This is a genomic window from Amycolatopsis orientalis DSM 43388 (assembly GCF_000411975.1).
Classification (GTDB): Bacteria; Actinomycetota; Actinomycetes; order Mycobacteriales; family Pseudonocardiaceae; genus Amycolatopsis; species Amycolatopsis orientalis_D.
Genome location: NZ_ASXG01000130.1, coordinates 98,876 through 118,504, shown reverse-complemented (window position 1 = coordinate 118,504; position 19,629 = coordinate 98,876). Strand labels below are relative to the sequence as shown.

Sequence of the window (19,629 nt, the reverse complement as noted above, 5' to 3'; positions counted from 1 at the left end):
ATCGCAGGGTCGTCATGATCCGTTCTTTGTAGTACCCTTGCGTAGTCGAGGTTGATCGCCTTCGTGGCGAACCCTTGACCTGGCCTGTTGCCGGAGGTCGACCCCCAGGGCTTCCGGTGACAGGCCTCTTTACTTTCCCTGGTAAGGCTTTCGCCCCTGCACGACGGAGCGGGCGTCGCTCACATGAGCGTCGCGGCCAGGGTCCCGCCGAGTTCGGTCACCGCTTCCAGCGCGGCTTTGTCCGGTTCGCCCGTCACGAGCACCGGCTCCGCCACCCGGGTCCAGCCGAGCCCGGTCGTGATCGCGTCGAGCTGTCGCACGGTGCCGGACGTGTCGTTGTTGCCGTGCACGTACGCTCCGAACGGTCGGCCTTTCGTCGCGTCCAGGCACGGGTAGTAGACGGTGTCGAAGAAGTGCTTCAACGCGCCGCTCATGCTGCCGAGGTTCGCCGGCGTGCCCAGCAGGTAGCCGTCCGCGGCGAGGACGTCGGACACCGTCGCGCCGAGCGCGGGACGGCGGACGACATCGACCCCCTCGATGTCCGGATGCTTCGCGCCGGCGAGCGCGGCCTCGAACATCGCCTGCATCGACGGCGACGGCGTGTGGTGCACGATCAGCAAAGTTGGCATGGTTCTCCCGTCAGCGCAGCAGTGCGGCGATCTCCTCGCGGACCGCGTCGAGCACTTCCGTCGCGCCGCGCCGCGCGTCGGCGAGTTCGCCGGTCACCGGAGCCACCACTTGCAGGTACGCCTTCAGTTTCGGTTCCGTGCCGGACGGCCGCACAACGACCCGCACGCCGTCGCCGCTCAGCCGGAGCACGTCGGCGTCCGGAAGGAGGTCTTCGAGCGTCACCGGCACCCCGCCGAGCGTGGCCGGCGGGTCCGAGCGCAAGGCGGCCATCAGCCGTCCGCGCACGGAAAGATCAGTGACCCGCAACGACACCTGATCGGTGAGGTGCACGCCGTGCCGGGTCGCGATGTCGTCGAGGACGTCCAGCAGGGTGCGGCCTTCGGCCTTGAGCGTGGCGGCCAGGTCCGCGCCGGCGACCGCGGCGGCGATGCCGTCCTTGTCGCGAACAAAGCTCGGGTTCACGCACAGGCCGAGCGCTTCCTCGTAAGCGAACACCAAGCCTTCGCCGGCGCGGACCAGCCACTTGAACCCGGTGAGCGTTTCCGCGTAGCGCGCGCCCTTTTCCTTCGCCACTTCGCCGAGCAGCGAGGACGACACGATCGTGGTGGCCACCAACGGATCCGGATTGTCCGTTGTGGACAGAAGGTGTGCCCCGAGCAGGACGCCGGTCTCGTCGCCGCGCAGCATTCGCCAGCCGTCCGGGCCGCGGACGCCGAGTGCGCACCGGTCGGCGTCCGGGTCGAGCGCCACCGCGAGGTCAGCGTCCACTTCGGACGCCAGCTCCAGCAGGAGATCGGTCGCGCCGGGCTCCTCGGGGTTCGGGAACGAGACGGTGGGGAAGTCCGCGTCCGGTTCGGACTGGGCGGAAACCAGGTGCAGGTCAGTGAAACCGGCGCGGGCCAGCGCGGCCCGCAGCGTCTCCGCGCCGACCCCGTGCAGGGCGGTCGCGGCGATCCGCAGCTCGCGCGTCGTGCCGCGGGGGAGCGCGCCGACCGCGGACAGGTACGCCTCGCGCGGGTCGACTACTTCGGCGCCGGGCGTGCGCGGAATGCTCCGGGTGGCGGGGGCCGACTGGATCGCACGCTCGATTTCGCCGTCGGACGGCGGCACGATCTGCCCGCCAGTGGCGTCGTACAGCTTGTATCCGTTGTCCGCGGGCGGGTTGTGCGACGCGGTGATCTGGATCCCGGCGACCGCGCCGTAGTGCAGCACCGAGAACGCCAGCAACGGCGTCGGCAACGGCTGCGGCAGCACCTTCACCGCGAACCCGGCGGCGGTCAGCACTTCGGCGGCGGCCGTGGCGAACGCTTCCGAACCGTGCCGCGCGTCGCGGCCGACCACGACCACGCCGCCCGCGTGCCCCTGCGCGGCCAGCCACGCCGCGACGCCCGCGGTGGTCCGGGTGACGACCGCGACGTTCATCCCGTTCGGCCCCGCGCGCACCGGCCCGCGCAGACCCGCGGTGCCGAACTCCAGCGGCCCGGCCATCCGGTCGGCGATCTCCTCGGCCGCGCCGGGCTCCTTGCCCATCGCGCGGGCGAGAACGGCGGTCAGCTCCTCGCGGGAGGCCGGATCGGGGTCGTCGGTGATCCAGCGGTAGACGGAATCGCGGAGGCGGGAATCGAGGCTGTCGGACACCCGGGCCAGCTTACGCGGATCCGGAAACTCCGGTGGTGGCTGGCGATACGCTCGTGGAGTGCGCATCCTTTTCACTTCCCTCGCGTCCTACGGGCATGTCTATCCGCTGCTGCCGCTCGCGACCGCCGCGCGCGACGTCGGCCACGACGTGGTCTACGCGACCGCCTCCGCTTTCCACCCGACCCTGGAGAAGGCCGGGCTCGAACCCGCCGCTGCCGGGCTGACGATGCAGGAGGTGTTCGGCCGGCTGTTCGCCGGCGAATCCCGCAACCGGCACGACATTCCGCAAGCAGAACTGAACGAGGCGATCGGCAAGGCCTTCGGACGGGTGCTGCCCACTCAGTTCATGGCCGATCTCGCCCCGGTGCTCACCGAGCGGAAGCCGGACCTGGTCGTGTACGAAATGGGCAATCCGGGCGGCGCGTTCGCCGCCGGGAAGGCCGGGATCCCCGCGGTCGGACACGGCTTCGGCCGGGTGTCCTCCGGCGGCCCGATGGACCACATCAGCGACCAGATCGACGCGTTCGCCGCCGAAGCCGGGTTCGAAGGCAACAGCAGGCTCTTCTGGGGTCATCCGTTCGTGGACATCTGCCCGCCCTCGGTGCAGGCATCGGAGTTCATCGCCGGCGCGCGGCGGGTGCCGCTGCGGCCGGTCGGCTGGAGCGAGCCGGGCGATCTGCCTTCCGGAGTCGAAGGCCGGGACCGCAGCCGCCCGCTCGTGTACCTGACGCTCGGCACCACCCCGGCGAGCCAGGCGCACCTGCTGACCTCAGCGTTGCAGGGCCTGGCCTCGCTCGACGTCGACGTGCTGGTGGCCACCGGCCCGGCCGTTGACGTCGCGACGCTCGGCGAGGTGCCGTCGAACGTGCAACTGGAAGCCTGGGTGCCGCAGTCGGAACTGCTGCCGCACGTCGATCTGGTGGTGCATCACGGCGGCAGCGGAACCACGCTGGGCGCGTTCAGTGCGGGAGTGCCGCAACTGTTGTTGCCGCAGGGCGCGGACCAGTTCACCAACGCGGATGCGGTGGTCGAAGCCGGTGCGGGTGCGAAGCTGCTCGGCGATGAACTGACGACGGACGCGGTCCGCGAGACGGCCAGTCGGTTGCTGGCTGACAGCACGGTGGCCGACGCGGTGCGCAAGCTGGCGGAGGAGGTCGCGGCGATGCCTTCGCCAGAGGAAGTGGCTGCGGAGCTGCCGCAGTACGCCTGAGTCGTGAGTGCTGGCGCCGGTTCTAACCGGCGCCAGCACTCACGAGGGTTCACGCGCGGGAGACGAGTTCCTTCAGCAGCGAACCCATCCGCGTCGCCGACTGCCGTCCGGCCTCGAGGACTTCCTCGTGGTTGAGCGGTTCGCCGGTCATGCCCGCGGCCAGGTTCGTCACCAGCGACAGCCCGAACACCTCGAGCCCGGCCGCGCGGGCGGCGATCGCCTCCAGCACGGTCGACATGCCGACCAGGTCCGCGCCCATGGTGCGCAGCATCCGGATCTCGGCGGGCGTTTCGAAGTGCGGGCCGGGCAGGCCCGCGTACACGCCCTCCTCCAGCGAACCGTCGATCTCCCGTGCCAGGTCGCGCAGCCGCTGGGAGTAGAGGTCGGTGAGGTCGACGAAGTTCGCGCCGACGATCGGGGAGCGCGCGGTCAGGTTGAGGTGGTCGGAGATCAGCACCGGCTGTCCGACGTTCATGCCCGCGCGCAGCCCGCCGGCCGCGTTGGTCAGCAGCACCGTCCGCGCGCCCGCCGCCGCGGCCGTGCGCACGTTCTGCACGACCGGCTCGATGCCCTTGCCCTCGTAGAAATGCGTACGGCCGAGCAGGACCAGCGCGCGCTTGCCGCCGACCCGCAGGGACCGCACCGTGCCGCCGTGGCCGACGGCTCCGGGCGGGGTGAAGCCCGGCAGTTCGCCGAACGGGATCTCCGCGTCGGCGGTTCCGATCACGTCCGCGGCCGGGCGCCAGCCCGAACCGAGCACCACGGCGATGTCGTGCTTCTCGACGCCGGTGCGCTCGGCGATGACGGCCGCGGCCGCCTCCTCCAGGTTGCTCATGCCGCCGAGCGTATCCGGGCGCCGCGCGCGACGAGGAACGCGACCAGGCCGAACGGCGACAGGAAGATCGTCAGCAGGAGCAGCGGGCTGACGATCCACCACGGGATCCGGTGCGTGCGGGACTCGAAAAACATCCAGCGCGCGATGAACAGGTCGAACGCGATGAGGTGCGCCCAAACCAGCGCGGCCCCGTACGGCGTGCCCAGAAATCCTTGCAGCACCCCGAGATCCGGCCGCCGCATGGCGTGCCACAGCTCGCCGAAATGCGGGATCGCCAGCACGAAATACCAGACCAGCGGCAGCAGCGGCACCCACGGCGGGGCCAGGATCCGGCGGGTGCCGCGCCAGCCGGGCAGGAAGATCATCAGCGCCCAGAACGGAACCGCGACCGGGAAGGTCCAGGCGAAGACGGTCAGTTCGCTCACCGGACCGCCTTCCGGGCCGGTGTCAGCACGGACGCCGCGATCGCCGCCGCGATGACCCCGGCCAGCAGACCGGCGGCGGCCAGCGTCGTGCCGCTGGGGCGGATGAGCGGCTCGCCGCGTTCGGCCTGCCACAGGATCAGGCCGACGAGTGCCGCGTAGCCGACCGAACCGGTCCACACCAGCCGTACGCGCACTGCGCTCTCGCGCAACTGGGGAAGCCGCGTCGCGAGCACCGCGAGTCCGAACGCCAAGAGCGGCAACGCTTGCAGCGCGTGCAGTCCGACGAAGTGCGCGATGCGCAGGTCGCCACCGGTGGTGCTCCAGCCGAGCAGCGGGAGACCGGGACCGCCGTCCGCGACGCCGACGCTGTGCGCGCCGATGAGGTCGGAATGCCCAGTGGCTTTGATCTCGGCGCGCTCGATCGTCGTCGGCCCGGTCATGGTCGCGCCCAAACCCGCCCCGAGCAGGGCGACGACCGCCCCGGTGCGCACCGCCCAGTACACCGCGCGGTCCTCGATGCGGGTGAACATGAGCACCACGGTGGTCACGAGCGTGGCGAGCCAGAGCCCCGCCACCATCATGCCCATGACCTGGAACAGCGCGGCGTCGAACGGTGACGTGTTCGCGAAGTGGCTCGGCCGGGCGCGCGCCGCTTGGAAGACGATTGCCACGTACTCGCCGGCGAACAGCACGACGGAGACGGTCGTGGCGACGCTAGCGACCGTGCGCAACCGTCCGCGCAGCAGCGAGACGAGCCAGCTCCAGGTGAAGTAGTAGAGCGCGCCGGACACGGCGAACTTGAACGGCTTCGCCCACACCGGCGCGCCGAGCAGGGTCCGTTGGTCGAGCAGCATCGCCGCGACGGTCAGCACGGCCGCGACGGCCATCGCCGCGGCGAACCACAGCGAAGGCCGGTGCCAGGTGCGCATCCGTGCGGTGTCCAGCGCCGCGGGCGGGTCGACGGTGGTGGTCATGGTGGTCCTCCCAGAATAGATAGTGAAGCTCTCCGTTATGGGAAGTTAAGCTATCCATACTGAGAAGTCCTCAGGGTTTTTCCCGGAAGTAGGGTCGAGCGGGTGCGGATGGCAGAGCTGAGCGCCGAGTCCGGGATCCCGGTGGCGACGATCAAGTACTACCTGCGGGAGGGGCTGCTCCCGGCCGGCGAGCGGACCAGCCCCAACCAGGCTCGCTACGGCGAGGAGCACGTGCGGCGGCTGAAGCTGATCCGGGCGCTGGTGGAGATCGGCGGGCTGTCGGTGGCTACCGTGCGCGAGGTCGTCGCGGCGGTCGACTCGGATCGGGCCGCCTACAACGTGCTCGGGGTGATGCAGCGGGCGTTGTCCGGGGCTGCGGTGGACGTCGCCGGTGATGATCGCGAGTGGGCTTTGGAGTTATTGGGGCCGCTTGCTCGCGAGCACGGGTGGAAATTCAGGGACGATGATCCGGTGGTGGAATCGTTGGTGGGGACGGTGTGCACTATTCGGGCGTTGGGGCACCAGGTGCTGCTGGATCAGCTGGGGCGGTATGCGGATCTCGCGGATCGGATTGCCGAGGTCGATTTGGATACCGTCGCCGCGGTCGGGTCGATGGACCGGATTGTGGAGGCGGCGGTGGTGGGGACTGTTTTGGGGGATCGGTTGTTCGAGGGGCTGCGGAGGTTGGCTCAGGCTGCGGAGACTGCGCGGAGGTATCCGGAGGGGTGAGGGGTTGGCGGGGGCGGCTCGTCGCCTGGCGGCGACATTGCGCGCCCCAGGGTGGGGGGCACCCCGAAGCCCGATTGTGCTGACGGTCTTGGGGTGCTTGTCAAGGCGGGAAAGCGTGCCTTGACAAGCACCCCAAGACCGCAGGGAGGCTTCGTATCGGGGTGCAGGGTGGGGGCTGGCTGCCTGGTTGCTGTGGGTGCGCTGGTGCGGGGGGTTGTTTATGAGGCTGCGGGGAAGGAGAGGGTGGGGGAGATTTGGTGGAAGGTTGCGGAGGCGGTGTCTTCTTGTTCTGCGGGGACTGTGAGCGACAGGAGCCACAGGGTGTTTTCGGATTGTTTTATCAGGGCGAAGGTTGCTCTGGTGATTACTGCGTCTGGGTTTGCCGAGTTGCTTTGTGCTCGTTCGACTGCGCGGAACATGACTTCGGTGCCGTTGTTCGTTCGCACTGGTTCGCGGGTGAAGGTGAAAGAATCCTGCGAGCCTGACGAGCGCAGTGCGGCCATCGCGTCGGCTTCGGAATACTTTTCGTAGAAGTTCGGGATTCGTTCCAGGCGCAGGGATTGGCGGCCGTCCGGGGAGATGTACTCGACTACCGTCGAGGTGCCGAACGTGGATTTTCTCGACGCGATGAAGCGTTGCCAGCCTTCGGGCACGGAGAGGGTGTATTCGCTGTCGCGCGTGACGTTTGCGGTCGCGCTCGCGTTGGCGTGCTGGGGGACCAGCTTCAGCGGCTGCGCGGAGCCGCCGACCGTGCCGGCGGTGGACAGTACTCCGGTCTGCGGGCTTTGCGGCGGCAGCAAATCCTGTCCGCTCACCACGCGGGCCAGTGCGAAACCGCCGCCGCAGGCCAGTGCGAACAGGACCATGGACGCGACTGCCAGCATCGCGGTGGCCTTGCCGCTGCGGCGCGGGGGTGGCGGCGGCAGCGGGGCGGGCAGCGGTGGCGGCGGTGGCAGCGCGGGCGCGGGAGTGAACGCGGGGGTCGAGCCGGTGTTTCCCGAGCGCAGGAACGGCAGCGGGCCCGGGTCCGCGGCGAGTGCGGCGGGCTGCTCCGGCGAATCCGGTTTCGGGGCGACCGTTTTGATCACCTGGGTGTCGGTGGCGTCCAGGTGCGCGGCCGTCTTCTTGCCGTCTGGCGTGCGGAACAGTTCGGGGCCGAACAGGTCCACCGTCGCCTTGGTCTGCTTCGGGTACAGCCGGTGGCGCACCTCGCGCAGCGAGATCCGCTTTTCCGGCTCCTTCTTCATCAGCGCGGTGATCACATCGGCCAACGGGCCCGGCTTCGGGCGCGGGACCTTGCCGTTCACCACCTTGCCGACGGTTTCCAGCGGGTCGCCGTCCGCGTCGTACGGCGGCGCGCCTTCGACGGCGGCGAACAGCGTCGCGCCGAGGCCCCACAGGTCGGCGCTCGGGGTGACCGCGCCGCCGGACGCGACTTCCGGCGAGATGTAGGCGGGCGAACCGAGCATGATCCCGGTTCTGGTCATCGTGGCTTCGGAGACGTTGCGGGCGATACCGAAGTCGGTGAGCTTGATCCGGCCGTCGCTGGCCACCAGGACGTTGCCCGGCTTCACGTCGCGGTGCGTGATGCCTGCTTCGTGAGCGGCTTCGAGCGCGGCGGCGACCGCGATGCCGACTGCGGCGGCCTGTTCGACGGTCAGCGGGCCGTGGTCGCGCAGCAGATGCGCGAGGCTGCGCGACGGCAGCAGCTCCATCACGACGAACGGCGCGTCGTTCTCGCGGGCGACGTCGTGCAGCGTGATGACGTTCGGATGCGACAGCACCGCGATCGCCCGTGCCTCGCGCAGCGTGCGCTCGCGCAGTTCGTCCGCCTGCTCCGCCGGGATGCCCGGCGGCACCTTCATCTCCTTGACCGCGACCGGCCGGTGCAGGAACTCGTCGTACGCCGACCAGACCGTGCCCATCGACCCGGACCCCAGAACCGACCGCAGCCGGTAGCGTCCGGCGACCACCCGCTGCTGCTCGCCGCCGGTCGACGGCTCGGCGTTCGCGGAGCCGGTGCTGTCGGTGCTGTCGGTGTTGCCGGGCTGGTCCAGGTCGCTGTTGTCCGAGGGCACCCCCTGATTGTGGCCCACGGCACCGACAGTCTTCGACCCAGCACCGCTACCCCTGAGTTCACCCGTACGGGGGGCGAGCAGAGTCACAGGTGCCGGTAGTTGCCTGCCTCTACCATCACTGGGTATGACGAACGTGGCTGGTCCGGAGTCGGCGCCGCACTCCGAGCCCGGGCTCGCGCTCGCGGCGGAGTTTCCGACCGCGGACCGCGCCCAGTGGCAGGAGCTGGTGGCGGGAGTGCTGCGCAAGAGCGGCAAGCTCCCCGAGGATTTCGCGGGTGCGCCAGAGAGCAAGCTCGTCTCCCGCACCTACGACGGCATCGAGATCCAGCCGCTCTACACCGCCGACGACGCGAGCGGCGAACTCGGCTTCCCGGGGCTGCCGCCGTTCGTGCGCGGCTCCCGGCCGGAGGGCGCCGTCGACACCGGATGGGACATCCGGGTCCGGCACCAGCGCGAAGACGTCCGCGCGGCGAACGCGGCGATCCTCGCCGACCTCGAAGGCGGCGCGTCCTCGGTGTGGCTGCGGCTCGGCGAGGGTTCGCTCCCGGTCTCCGCGCTGGCGGACGCGTTGAACGAGGTGTACGTCGGCCTCGCGGCGATCGTCCTCGACGCCGGTGCGGAGTACGAAACCGCTGCTCAGGCACTTCTCGACCTCTTCGCCGAGCGCGAGATCCCGGCCAGCGAGGCCGTCGGCACACTCGGTGCGGACCCGATCGGCGCCTCGGCGCGCACCGGGCAGTCTCTCCCGCTCGGCCCGGCCGCCGAATTGGCCGCGAAGGTTGCCCGCAAGTACCCCAAGGTCCGCACGATCGTCGCCGACGGACTGCCGTTTCACGAGGCAGGCGGCTCCGACGCACAGGAACTCGGCGCGGCGATCGCGGCCGGCGTCGCTTATCTGCGTGCGCTCACCGACGCGGGCCTGGACGTCGCCGCGGCGGCCGCGCAGCTCGAGTTCCGGCTCGCCGCGACCGCGGACCAGTTCCTCACCATCGCCAAGTTCCGCGCCGCGCGCCGGCTGTGGGACCGGGTCCTCGAGGTCTCCGGCGCGGCCGCGGAAGCGCGCGGCATGCGTCAGCACGCGGTCACGTCGCCGTCGATGTTCACCCAGCGCGACCCGTGGGTGAACATGCTGCGCACGACCGTGGCCTGTTTCGCGGCCGGAGTCGGCGGCGCGGACGCGGTGACCGTGCTGCCGTTCGACGCGGCGATCGGCTTGCCGGACGCGTTTTCCTCGCGGATCGCCCGCAACACCAACGCGATCCTGATCGAAGAGTCGAAACTGGGCAGCGTGATCGACCCGGCGGGCGGCTCCTGGTACGTCGAGAAGCTCACCGATGACCTCGCCGAAGCCGCGTGGCGCGAGTTCACCGCGATCGAGGCGGCGGGCGGCATCGAGGCCGAGCTGACCTCCGGAGCTTTGGCCGGACGGCTTGCCCAGACCTGGGAGAAGCGCGCGAGCCGCCTCGCCACCCGCCGCGATCCGCTCACCGGCGTCAGCGAATTCCCGAACCTGGACGAAAAGCCGGTCGCCCGCGAGCCACTTCCGTCCACTGTGGACGGCGGACTGCCGCGGCACCGGTACGCCGAGGAGTACGAGAAGCTGCGCGACGCGTCCGACGCCTACCTCGCCGAGCACGGCGAGCGGCCGAAGGTTTTCCTGGCCACGCTGGGTCCGGTCGCCGCGCACACCGCCCGCGCGTCCTTCGCGACGAACCTGCTGCAAGCGGGCGGCATCGAGGCGGTGAACCCCGGCGCGACCGACGACCTGCCCGGCGCGTTCCGGGAGAGCGGAGCGAAGATCGCCTGCGTCTGCGGCACCGACGCGGCGTACGAGGACCAGGCCGCGTCCGTCGCGGCGTCGCTCGGCGCGGACAGTGTGCTGCTGGCGGGCAAGGGAACCTACGACGGAATCAGCGGCAATCTGTACGCCGGGTGCGACGCGCTCGAAATCCTGACCAGCCTCCACGCACAGCTGGGAGTCTCCGCATGAGCATCCCGAATTTCGCCGACGTCCCGCTCGGCAAGCCGGAACCGGCCGACCGCGCCGCGTGGGCGCAGGCCGTGCAGGACGCCACCGGCAAAGGCCCGGACGCGCTGGCCTGGGAAACCCCCGAGGGCATCGGCGTGAAGCCGGTCTACACCGCCGCCGATCTGTCCGATGTGGACTTCCTGAACACGTATCCGGGGATCGCCCCGTACCTGCGCGGGCCGTACCCGACGATGTACGTCAACCAGCCCTGGACGATCCGCCAGTACGCCGGGTTCTCCACCGCGCAGGAGTCCAACGCCTTCTACCGCCGCAACCTCGCGGCCGGGCAGAAGGGCCTCTCGGTCGCCTTCGACCTCGCCACGCACCGCGGCTACGACTCCGACCACCCGCGCGTGTCCGGCGACGTCGGGATGGCCGGCGTGGCGATCGACTCGATCTACGACATGCGCCAGCTCTTCGACGGCATCCCGCTGGACAAGATGTCCGTCTCGATGACGATGAACGGCGCGGTGCTGCCGGTGCTCGCGCTGTACGTGGTCGCGGCCGAGGAGCAGGGGGTGAAGCCGGAGCAGCTCGCGGGGACCATCCAGAACGACATCCTCAAGGAGTTCATGGTCCGCAACACCTACATCTACCCGCCGCAGCCGTCGATGCGGATCATCTCCGACATCTTCGCCTACACCTCGCAGCACATGCCGAAGTACAACTCGATCTCGATCTCCGGCTACCACATGCAGGAGGCCGGGGCGACCGCCGATCTGGAGCTGGCGTACACGCTCGCGGACGGCGTCGAGTACATCCGCGCGGGCGTCGACGCGGGGTTGGACGTCGACAAGTTCGCGCCGCGGCTGTCGTTCTTCTGGGCCATCGGCATGAACTTCTTCATGGAGGTCGCGAAGCTTCGCGCCGCGCGGCTGCTCTGGGCGAAGCTGGTGAAGCAGTTCGAACCGAAGTCTCAGAAGTCGCTGTCGCTGCGTACGCACTCTCAGACCTCCGGTTGGTCGCTCACCGCGCAGGACGTCTTCAACAACGTCACGCGTACGTGCGTCGAAGCAATGGCTGCCACCCAGGGGCACACGCAGTCGTTGCACACCAACGCTCTCGACGAAGCGCTCGCGCTGCCCACCGACTTCTCCGCGCGGATCGCACGCAACACACAGCTGTTGCTCCAGCAGGAATCCGGCACCACGCGCGTCATCGACCCGTGGGGCGGCAGCGCGTTCGTCGAGAAGCTCACCTACGACCTCGCGCGCAAGGCGTGGGGCCACATCACCGAGGTCGAGGGCGCGGGCGGCATGGCACGCGCAATCGACGAAGGCATCCCGAAGCTGCGCATCGAGGAAGCGGCCGCGCGTACGCAGGCGCGCATCGACTCGGGACGACAGCCGGTCATCGGCGTGAACAAGTACCAGGTCACCGACGACGAGCAGATCGACGTCCTGAAGGTCGACAACGCGGGCGTACGGGCACAGCAGCTGGAGAAGCTGCGTCGGCTGCGCGAAGAACGCGACTCGCAGGCCACCGAGGACGCTCTGCGCCGTCTCACCGAAGGCGCGCAGAACAACGGCAACCTGCTCGAACTGGCTATCGACGCCGCGCGCGCGAAAGCCACTGTCGGCGAGATCTCCGACGCCCTGGAGAAGATCTGGGGGCGCCACTCCGGCCAGATCCGCACGATCTCCGGCGTGTACCGGGAAGAGGTGGGGAAGTCGGACAACGTCGAGAAGGCCCGCGAACTGGTCGAGAAATTCGCCGAGGAGGAAGGCCGCCGCCCGCGCATCCTCGTCGCGAAGATGGGCCAGGACGGCCACGACCGCGGCCAGAAGGTCATCGCCACCGGCTTCGCCGACCTCGGCTTCGACGTCGACGTCGGCCCGCTGTTCTCCACCCCGGCCGAGGTCGCCCGCCAAGCGTCCGAGGCGGACGTGCACGTGATCGGCGTGTCCTCGCTGGCCGCCGGGCACCTCTCGCTGGTGCCCGCGCTGCGCCGCGAGCTGGCCGAACTGGGCCGCGAGGACATCGTGGTCGTGGTCGGCGGCGTGATCCCGCCGCAGGACTACCCCGAGCTGCGCGAAGCGGGAGCGGCGGCGATCTTCGGCCCGGGCACGGTGCTCGCGGACGCCGCGATCGACCTGCTGCAGCAGCTGGCCGCGCAGGAGTCCTGAACCTTGCCGCGGCGGATCGACGTCGGCGAATACGCCAAGGGCGTGCTCGCCGGCGACCGGGGGACCCTGTCCAAGGCCATCACGCTCGTCGAATCGCACCGCGAGGACCACCGCCGGCAAGCGCAGGAGCTGCTGGTCGAGCTGCTCCCGCACGCCGGCGGCGCGCAACGCGTCGGCATCACCGGCGTGCCCGGAGTCGGCAAGTCGACATTTATCGACCAGCTCGGCACCGACCTGACGTCGGCCGGGCACCGGGTCGCGGTGCTCGCCGTCGACCCGTCCTCGACCCGCACCGGCGGCTCGATCCTCGGCGACAAGACCCGGATGGCGCGGCTGGCGGTCGACCCGAAGGCGTTCATCCGGCCGTCGCCGACGTCCGGCACGCTCGGCGGCGTCGCCCGTGCCACGCGCGAGACGATCGTGCTGATGGAAGCGGCCGGCTTCGACGTCGTGCTGGTGGAGACGGTCGGGGTCGGACAGTCCGAGGTGACCGTGGCGAACATGGTCGACTGCTTCCTCTTCCTCACCCTGGCGCGCACCGGCGACCAGCTGCAGGGCATCAAGAAGGGCGTGTTGGAACTCGCCGACGTCATCGCCGTGAACAAGGCCGACGGCCCGCACGAACGCGACGCCAAGCGTGCCGCGCGCGAGTTGCAGGGCGCGCTGCGGATGATCTACGGCAAGGACGCGCTGTGGACGCCGCCGGTGCTCACGTGCAGCGGGCTCGAGGGGAGCGGTCTCGACGAGGTGTGGGCGGCGATCGGGAAGCACCGCGAAGTCCTCACCGAATCGGGTGATCTTGGCGAACGGCGCAAACGGCAGCAGGTCGACTGGACGTGGTCGATGGTCCGCGAGCAGCTGCTCGACCGGCTCACCGCGCATCCGGCCGTCCGCGCGCAGGTCGCCGGCGTGGAACGAGCGGTGCGCGACGGGGAACTCACCGCCACGCTGGCCGCGGAGCGGATCTTGGCGGCCTTCGCCGAGCCGTCGTGAGTCCCGCTTTTTGAACGTCGTCCAAGAAGGAAAAACGCGGTGCGCACAAGTGGCTTTCGCCCGTCTCCGGGGTTTGCTGCGCCCGGCGGTCGACCTCGCGGGGCGAGCGGCCCGGCTCCACCGCGTGGCGGCTGCCGCGCCCGCGCTTCGACGGGCACAATGCACGGGGACGGCGTAGAAGGGAAGTCATGGCGAAGGTGCGGGGACTGCTGCTGGCCGGTCTGCTCGGCGTGCTGCTCACCGGGGCGATGCCCGCGGCGGCGTCCGCGGCGACCTCGGCTCCGGCCTCGGTCACCGCGGCGGCTGAGACGGCGATCACGCAGGTGAACGCGCTCCGCCAAGCCCCGCCGGGACCGGTGCTGGACCCGTCGCAGACCGACAAGGCCAACGCCGCCAAGACGAAGAAGAACCTCATCGCCGGCGGGGCCGCGGTGGTGCTGCTCGCCATCGTGTTCTTCGGTCGCCGGCACCGCATCAAGCGCCGCAAGGCCCAAGGCGGCTGAGCTTTCCGGCGTTCACCCACGCCGAACTTCGTCAGCCGTTCGCCGCAGATCTTCTACCGGCCGTCTTGGTGGAAGGGCCTCGCGCCGCCGCTTGCCACCTGCATGGTGCACGATCGATTTCAATGCGTAAGAAAGATCGATCGGCACGTTGCGTGTTCCCCTGCGCTCGTGTTGCGGGAGGAGGTGCGGCGTGACGGTGCTCGATTCACGGCCGGACGTTCCAGGTGACCACAACCCGATCGCGGCGCCCGACGCGCTGCTGACCGAAGCCGGCGTCAGCATGGCTCCGGTGGAAGACCTTGGCGCGGGCCGCGGCCCGTTCTGGCTGGACGACTGGCTGCGCGCGAACGCGACGGACGTGCTCGCGTGGCGGCGGCACATCCATGCCCACCCCGAGCTGTCGCGCAACGAGTTCGCGACGACCGAGCTGATCGTCTCGCTGCTGCGCCGGGTCGGGCTGAAGCCGTGGGTGCTGCCCGGCGGCACCGGCGTGGTGTGCGACATCGGCAAGGGCGAGCGCTGCGTCGCCCTGCGCGCGGACATCGACGCGCTGCCGCTCACCGAGGACACCGGCCTGCCGTACTCCTCGACCACCGAGGGCGCGGCGCACATGTGCGGCCACGACGCACACACCGCGATCCTGCTCGGCGCCGGCCGCGCCCTCGCCGGCGCGCCCGAGCTGCCCGGCCGCGTGCGGCTGATCTTCCAGCCCGCGGAGGAGGTCATGCCCGGCGGCGCGCTGGACATGATCGCCGCGGGGGCGCTGGAGGGCGTCGAGCGGATTTACGGCCTGCACTGCGACCCCCGGCTCGAAGCGGGCAAGGTCGGCACCCGGGTCGGCGCGCTGACGTCCGCCGCGGATCTGATCGAGCTGCGCCTCACCTCGCCCGGCGGGCACACCTCGCGGCCGCATCTGACCGCGGACCTGGTGTACGCGCTCGGCACGGTCATCACGTCGCTGCCGTCGGTACTGTCCCGGCGCGTCGACCCGCGGTCCGGCACCGTGCTGGTGTGGGGCGCGGTGCACGCCGGACAGGCCGCGAACGCGGTCCCGCAGGACGGGGTGCTGCGCGGCACGCTGCGGACCGCCGACCACGAGGTGTGGAAGGCGCTGGAGCCGCTCGTCGCGTCGTCGGTGGAATCGCTGCTGGCCCCGACCGGCGTCGGCTTCTCGCTCGACTACCGGCGCGGCGTGCCGCCCGTGGTGTCCGACGCGGAGTCGACCGCGCTGATGCGCGCGGGGGTCGAGGCGGCGGTCGGCGAATCGGGGCTCGCCGGGACGGAACAGTCGTCCGGCGGCGAGGACTTCGGCTGGTACCTGGAGCACGTCAGCGGGGCCTTCGCCCGGCTCGGCGTGTGGTCCGGTCCGCCCGCTCCGCAGGCCGACATCCACCGTCCGACGTTCGTCCTCGACGAGCGCGCGCTGCTCGTCGGCGTGCGCACCTTGGTGCACACCGCGCTCGCCTCGCTGGCCTGAGTTATCCACAGGGCTGGTGCCGATGTGGACAACTTGGGTGGGTGAGAGGCACCCCTCGTGCGGGGGTGTCAGCGGGAAATTACGCGGCGTGGTCTAGACCGCGGTGCGGTAGTCGCGGCCCGTTCACCGAGAGTCATTTCGGACTTTCGTGCTGCCCCGCTGTGGCGGGTGGCTGGTGGTCGCCGATGCGTGGTTTTGTGTTGCGCGACAATGGATTCGGTGGGTTTCGCGGCGGTCGACGCCGCTTCGTGGACCGCATTTTTGCCGCCACTTTCGGTGACGCACTGCTACTTTTCCTGCGCTCTGCGGTGCTGGATGCCCATGTGGGTGAGCCTCTGCCGTGTGGTATTGGGCAGCTGCCCGGTGAGCCGGTGGAGCACCTCGCGGCACGGAGTTATCCACAGGGTGGCACCGCTGGGGACAACTTCCGGCCCGGCCAGGGCAGGGTGTGGATGACTCCGGAAACGAGCGTTCCGGGCCGCCCGCACGAGGTCGAGGCCGCCGGTTTGCCTCGGCTCTCGAACGGCTGAAAGTCCGTGAAGGGCTCCTTGCGGGAATCAGATTCCCGCAAGGAGCCCTTCACGGACAGTGAGTCGGAGGCAGCGTCAGCCGCTGATCCCGGTGCACGGCCGGGTGCGCAGGTCGTCCACGTAATCGGCCGGGGCCCCGGCCGCCTCCGCGGCATCCGCCAGCACCCCGAGATACCGCGCCGAGGGCAGCCCGCCCTCGTAGGCGTCCAGGACGTACAGCCAGGCCAGCACCGACCCGTCCATCGTCTGGACCCGCAGCCGGATCTTCGTGTGCATCCCCAGCTCGCCGCCTTCCCAGCGGTCGAGCCGTTCCTCGTCGAGCGCGGTCACGTCGTACAGCACCACGAACACCCGCGACGACGGGTCTTCGACGATGGTGGCCAGCGCGCCTTCCCACCCGATGTCCTCGCCGCCGAAGGTCAGCCGCCAGCCTTCCAGCCAGCCGGTGCCCGCCATGGGCGAGTGCGGGGCGCGCTCCAGCATCTGGGCGGGCTCCATGTTGGATCCGTAAGCGGCATACAACGGCACGCGGCACAGCCTAGCGACCCATCCCCGTCCCGATCGGATGCACATGCCGTGTCCCGGGCACTTCGCTTGCCGGTCACGTTCGCCGCGTAGGGTCGGGACCACCGCCAAGCACGCGTGACATAGGAGGACCCAGGTGACCAGGATCGTGATCATGGGTGGCGGCCCGGCGGGCTACGAAGCCGCCTTGGTCGCGGCGCAGCACGGCGCCGACGTGACGATCGTCGAGCGGGACGGCCTGGGCGGCGCCTGTGTCCTCTACGACTGCGTCCCCTCGAAGACGTTCATCGCCTCGTCCGGCGCGCTCGCGAAGATGCACGACCTCGGCGAACTCGGCATCAACACCGACCTCGCGGACACCACCGTCGACCTGCCGACGGTCCACGGACGGGTGAAAGGCCTCGCGCTCGCGCAGTCGGCCGACATCCGCGCCCGGGTGCAGCGCGAGGGCGTGCGCGTGATCACCGCCGAAGCCCGCTTCGCCGACGACGAGCCGGGGCTGGCCACCCACACGGTGGAAGTGACGCACTCCGACGGCAAGGTCGAGTCGCTGTCCGCGGACGTCGTGCTGATCGCCACCGGGGCCACCCCGCGCGTGCTGCCCGGCGCGGTGCCGGACGGCGAGCGGATCCTGGACTGGCGGCAGCTGTACGACCTGACCGAGCTGCCCGAGCACCTCGCGGTGATCGGTTCCGGCGTCACCGGCGCCGAGTTCGCCTCCGCGTACACCGAGATGGGCGTGAAGGTCACTGTCGTGTCCAGCCGCGACCGCGTGCTGCCGCACGAGGACGCCGACGCCGCTGCGGTGCTCGAAGAGGTCTTCACCCAGCGCGGCACCACGGTGGCCAAGCAGGCCCGGGCGGAACGCGTTGAGCGCACCGAGAAGGGCGTCGAAGTTCACCTGGCCGACGGTCGCGTGATCGAGGCGAGCCACGCGCTGATGACCGTCGGGTCCATCCCGAACACCGCCGACATCGGCCTCGACCGCGTCGGCATCGAGCCCGGCCCCGGCGGCTTCATCGCGGTGGACCGGGTGTCGCGCACGAGCGTCCCCGGCGTCTACGCGGCGGGGGACTGCACCGGCGTGCTGATGCTGGCCTCGGTGGCGAGCATGCAGGGCCGCATCGCGATGTGGCACGCGCTGGGCGAGGGCGTCGCGCCGATCAAGCTCAAGACCGTCGCGGCGAACGTGTTCACCCACCCGGAAATCGCGACCGTCGGCATCAGCCAGCAGGCGATCGACTCCGGCGAGGTGCCCGCGCGCACGATCATGCTGCCGCTGGCCACCAACGCGCGCGCGAAGATGGAAGGCCTGCGCCGTGGTTTCGTGAAGCTGTTCTGCCGCCCCGCCACCGGCGTGGTGGTCGGCGGCGTGGTGGTCGCCCCGTCGGCGAGCGAGCTGATCCTGCCGATCGCGCTGGCCGTGCAGAACCAGCTGACGGTGGACCACCTGGCGCTGACCTTCTCGGTATACCCGTCGCTGTCCGGATCGATCACCGAAGCGGGCCGTCAGCTCATGCGGCACGACGATCTGGACTGATTTTCCGCGTCCGGGCAACCCCGCGCCGCAGCTCGCGTCTTGCGGGGTGAAGACGGGTCGCACGGGGAAGGAACGAGGGTGCGCAAGAGCGCGATTGTGGCGATGGCGGCGGCGATCGGACTGGCCGGGACCACGGTCCCGGCCGTGGCGGCAGCGGAGGGCCCCGCCGCGGATCCGGTGACCGTCCAGCTGAACCAGGACACCGCGGTGCTGCACGGCCAGGTGAACGTCTACCAGCGCGGTACCGACCCGAACACCGCGCTCGCCTACTGCCCCGGGGCCAAGGCGGGCACGGCGGAGTTCAGTTCGCCGGCGCTGAAGTTCTCCCAGTACTCCTACGGCGAGACGGTCGGGGTGAAGGCCACGATGAGCGCGTCCGCGAGCCTGGTGCCCGGGACCAAGCCCGGTAGCTACCCGCTCACCGTCACGTGCGGCGGGAAGCAGTACCGCGCGACGTTCACCGTGCCCGCCCCGCAGGTGTCGCGGGTGCCCCAGGGCGCGGCGAAAGCCGGCGACGGGAGCCTCGCCAGCTAATCGTCCACGTTTCGAGAAACCGTCGGAAAATGGTTTCCGGCGGTTTTTTCGTTCCCGGGGCAACCCCGCGGCGGGCGGCGGCGTCTTGGTTGTTGTCGGAACGAAAACGCCCGGGCCGCAGGGGGAACTGTCGCCCCGGGCGTGGATTCGCCGCTGTTTCGCGCGGCGTGAATCGCATTTCAGCAAGGGGAGTGTCATGAAGCGTACCGTTGTTTTCTCCGCCCTCGTCGCCACCGGAATGCTTTCGGCCGCACCGGCTTTCGCCGCGGAGGCGCCCACCACGCCGCCCGCTACGAGCACCGCCACCACGCCGCCCACCACCACGCCGCCCACCACCGAGGAACCGCCGGGCGGCAACCCTGGCGTGCCGAAGGCGTTCATCCGGGTGCTGCCGTCCTCCGGCCACGCCGGGGACCGCGTGACGGTGCGCGTCGGCTGCGAGGCCTCGGAGATCCACAACCTGAAGTCGGCGGCGCTGCAGTTCGGCAAGCTGCACCCGGTCGGTCCGCAGAACGACCCGGCGAAGGCCCCGGTCTCGCAGGGCTCCGCGACCGTCCGCGCTGGGGTGAAGCCCGGGGTGTACGCGGTTTCGGTCTCGTGCGGCAGTGCCGACGTCACCGCGAAGTTCACCGTGCTGGGCGCGAAGCCCGCCCCCAAGCCGACGCCCGCCCCCGGCCCCGCGCCGAAGCAGGTCAGCAAGGTCCCGTCCGGCGCGCCGCAGACCGGCGGCACGGACGGCCCGGTCGCGGACGACCAGTCGAACCTCGGCCTGCCGATCGCGGCCGGCGCGATGGGGGTGCTGGCCCTCGGCGGCACCGGGCTCGTGGCGGCGCGTCGCCGGCGTGGCTGACTA

Annotated in this window: 18 protein-coding genes; 11 read left to right on the top strand and 7 right to left on the bottom strand. The window is 70.4% G+C overall.

What is annotated here, in order from left to right; genetic code table 11:
* Window positions 1-179 precede the first annotated feature (179 nt).
* Both L942_RS27840 and L942_RS27835 read right to left on the bottom strand, forming a co-directional pair.
* Window positions 180-629: a flavodoxin family protein gene (locus tag L942_RS27840; protein WP_037366038.1), complete on the bottom strand. Its 450-nt coding sequence runs from the start codon at window positions 627-629 to the stop codon at window positions 180-182.
* A 10-nt stretch (window positions 630-639) separates the two neighbouring features.
* A complete protein-coding gene (locus tag L942_RS27835; protein ID WP_037366036.1) occupies window positions 640-2,268 on the bottom strand; it encodes a phospho-sugar mutase in 1,629 nt (542 codons plus the stop codon).
* 58 nt (window positions 2,269-2,326) lie between these two features.
* Here L942_RS27835 and L942_RS27830 point away from each other — a divergent pair, with 58 nt between their 5' ends.
* Window positions 2,327-3,478 carry a glycosyltransferase gene (locus tag L942_RS27830; RefSeq protein WP_037366033.1) on the top strand — a complete coding sequence of 384 codons (1,152 nt, stop codon included), beginning with the start codon at window positions 2,327-2,329 and terminating at the stop codon, window positions 3,476-3,478.
* A gap of 49 nt (window positions 3,479-3,527) precedes the next feature.
* Here the strand turns inward: L942_RS27830 and L942_RS27825 are convergent, their stop codons facing one another.
* From L942_RS27825 to L942_RS27815, 3 genes are read right to left on the bottom strand one after another with little or no spacing between them, the layout of a single operon-like run.
* Window positions 3,528-4,313 carry a purine-nucleoside phosphorylase gene (locus tag L942_RS27825; RefSeq protein ID WP_037366031.1) on the bottom strand — a complete coding sequence of 262 codons (786 nt, stop codon included), beginning with the start codon at window positions 4,311-4,313 and terminating at the stop codon, window positions 3,528-3,530.
* Window positions 4,310-4,738, bottom strand: a complete 429-nt coding sequence (locus tag L942_RS27820; protein ID WP_106965055.1) for an ABA4-like family protein — start codon at window positions 4,736-4,738, stop codon at window positions 4,310-4,312. Before L942_RS27820 ends, L942_RS27825 begins: the two co-directional genes overlap by 4 nt.
* Window positions 4,735-5,712 carry a hypothetical protein gene (locus L942_RS27815; protein ID WP_051166291.1) on the bottom strand — a complete coding sequence of 326 codons (978 nt, stop codon included), beginning with the start codon at window positions 5,710-5,712 and terminating at the stop codon, window positions 4,735-4,737. Before L942_RS27815 ends, L942_RS27820 begins: the two co-directional genes overlap by 4 nt.
* Before the next feature lie 108 nt (window positions 5,713-5,820).
* Here L942_RS27815 and L942_RS27810 point away from each other — a divergent pair, with 108 nt between their 5' ends.
* On the top strand, window positions 5,821-6,441 hold the full coding sequence (locus L942_RS27810) for a MerR family transcriptional regulator (protein ID WP_051166290.1): 621 nt from the start codon (window positions 5,821-5,823) through the stop codon (window positions 6,439-6,441).
* 218 nt (window positions 6,442-6,659) lie between these two features.
* Here L942_RS27810 and L942_RS27805 read toward each other — a convergent pair whose 3' ends face one another.
* Window positions 6,660-8,414, bottom strand: coding sequence for a serine/threonine-protein kinase (locus L942_RS27805; protein WP_037366092.1), 1,755 nt, complete (start codon window positions 8,412-8,414; stop codon window positions 6,660-6,662).
* Window positions 8,415-8,643: 229 nt separating this feature from the next.
* Here L942_RS27805 and L942_RS27800 point away from each other — a divergent pair, with 229 nt between their 5' ends.
* From L942_RS27800 to L942_RS44470, 6 genes are all read left to right on the top strand, one after another.
* Entirely contained in the window at window positions 8,644-10,509 is a 1,866-nt protein-coding gene (locus L942_RS27800; protein WP_200862937.1) for a methylmalonyl-CoA mutase family protein, read from the top strand.
* Complete coding sequence (gene scpA / locus L942_RS27795) at window positions 10,506-12,674, top strand: methylmalonyl-CoA mutase (RefSeq protein ID WP_037366028.1); 2,169 nt, start codon at window positions 10,506-10,508, stop codon at window positions 12,672-12,674. The genes L942_RS27800 and scpA overlap by 4 nt, the downstream gene beginning before the upstream one ends.
* Before the next feature lie 3 nt (window positions 12,675-12,677).
* Window positions 12,678-13,667, top strand: a complete 990-nt coding sequence (gene meaB / locus L942_RS27790) for a methylmalonyl Co-A mutase-associated GTPase MeaB (protein ID WP_037366027.1) — start codon at window positions 12,678-12,680, stop codon at window positions 13,665-13,667.
* Window positions 13,668-13,855: 188 nt separating this feature from the next.
* The gene (locus L942_RS27785) at window positions 13,856-14,170 is read left to right on the top strand and encodes a hypothetical protein (protein WP_037366025.1); all 315 of its coding nucleotides are present in this window, start codon (window positions 13,856-13,858) and stop codon (window positions 14,168-14,170) included.
* Window positions 14,171-14,360: 190 nt separating this feature from the next.
* A complete protein-coding gene (locus L942_RS27780; RefSeq protein WP_037366022.1) occupies window positions 14,361-15,647 on the top strand; it encodes an amidohydrolase in 1,287 nt (428 codons plus the stop codon).
* A gap of 185 nt (window positions 15,648-15,832) precedes the next feature.
* On the top strand, window positions 15,833-16,177 hold the full coding sequence (locus tag L942_RS44470) for a hypothetical protein (protein WP_158684543.1): 345 nt from the start codon (window positions 15,833-15,835) through the stop codon (window positions 16,175-16,177).
* Window positions 16,178-16,252: 75 nt separating this feature from the next.
* On the opposite strand, the gene L942_RS27775 is transcribed toward L942_RS44470, so the two are convergent.
* Window positions 16,253-16,705 carry a gamma-glutamylcyclotransferase gene (locus tag L942_RS27775; protein ID WP_183124553.1) on the bottom strand — a complete coding sequence of 151 codons (453 nt, stop codon included), beginning with the start codon at window positions 16,703-16,705 and terminating at the stop codon, window positions 16,253-16,255.
* A 133-nt stretch (window positions 16,706-16,838) separates the two neighbouring features.
* Between L942_RS27775 and L942_RS27770 the strand changes: the two genes are divergently transcribed.
* The 3 genes from L942_RS27770 to L942_RS27760 all read left to right on the top strand — a co-directional run bounded on the left by L942_RS27770 (window position 16,839) and on the right by L942_RS27760 (window position 19,626).
* The gene (locus L942_RS27770) at window positions 16,839-18,242 is read left to right on the top strand and encodes an NAD(P)H-quinone dehydrogenase (protein ID WP_009072684.1); all 1,404 of its coding nucleotides are present in this window, start codon (window positions 16,839-16,841) and stop codon (window positions 18,240-18,242) included.
* Window positions 18,243-18,320: 78 nt separating this feature from the next.
* A complete protein-coding gene (locus L942_RS27765; RefSeq protein ID WP_037366017.1) occupies window positions 18,321-18,776 on the top strand; it encodes a hypothetical protein in 456 nt (151 codons plus the stop codon).
* 196 nt (window positions 18,777-18,972) lie between these two features.
* A complete protein-coding gene (locus L942_RS27760) occupies window positions 18,973-19,626 on the top strand; it encodes a hypothetical protein (protein ID WP_037366015.1) in 654 nt (217 codons plus the stop codon).
* Window positions 19,627-19,629: the final 3 nt, after the last annotated feature.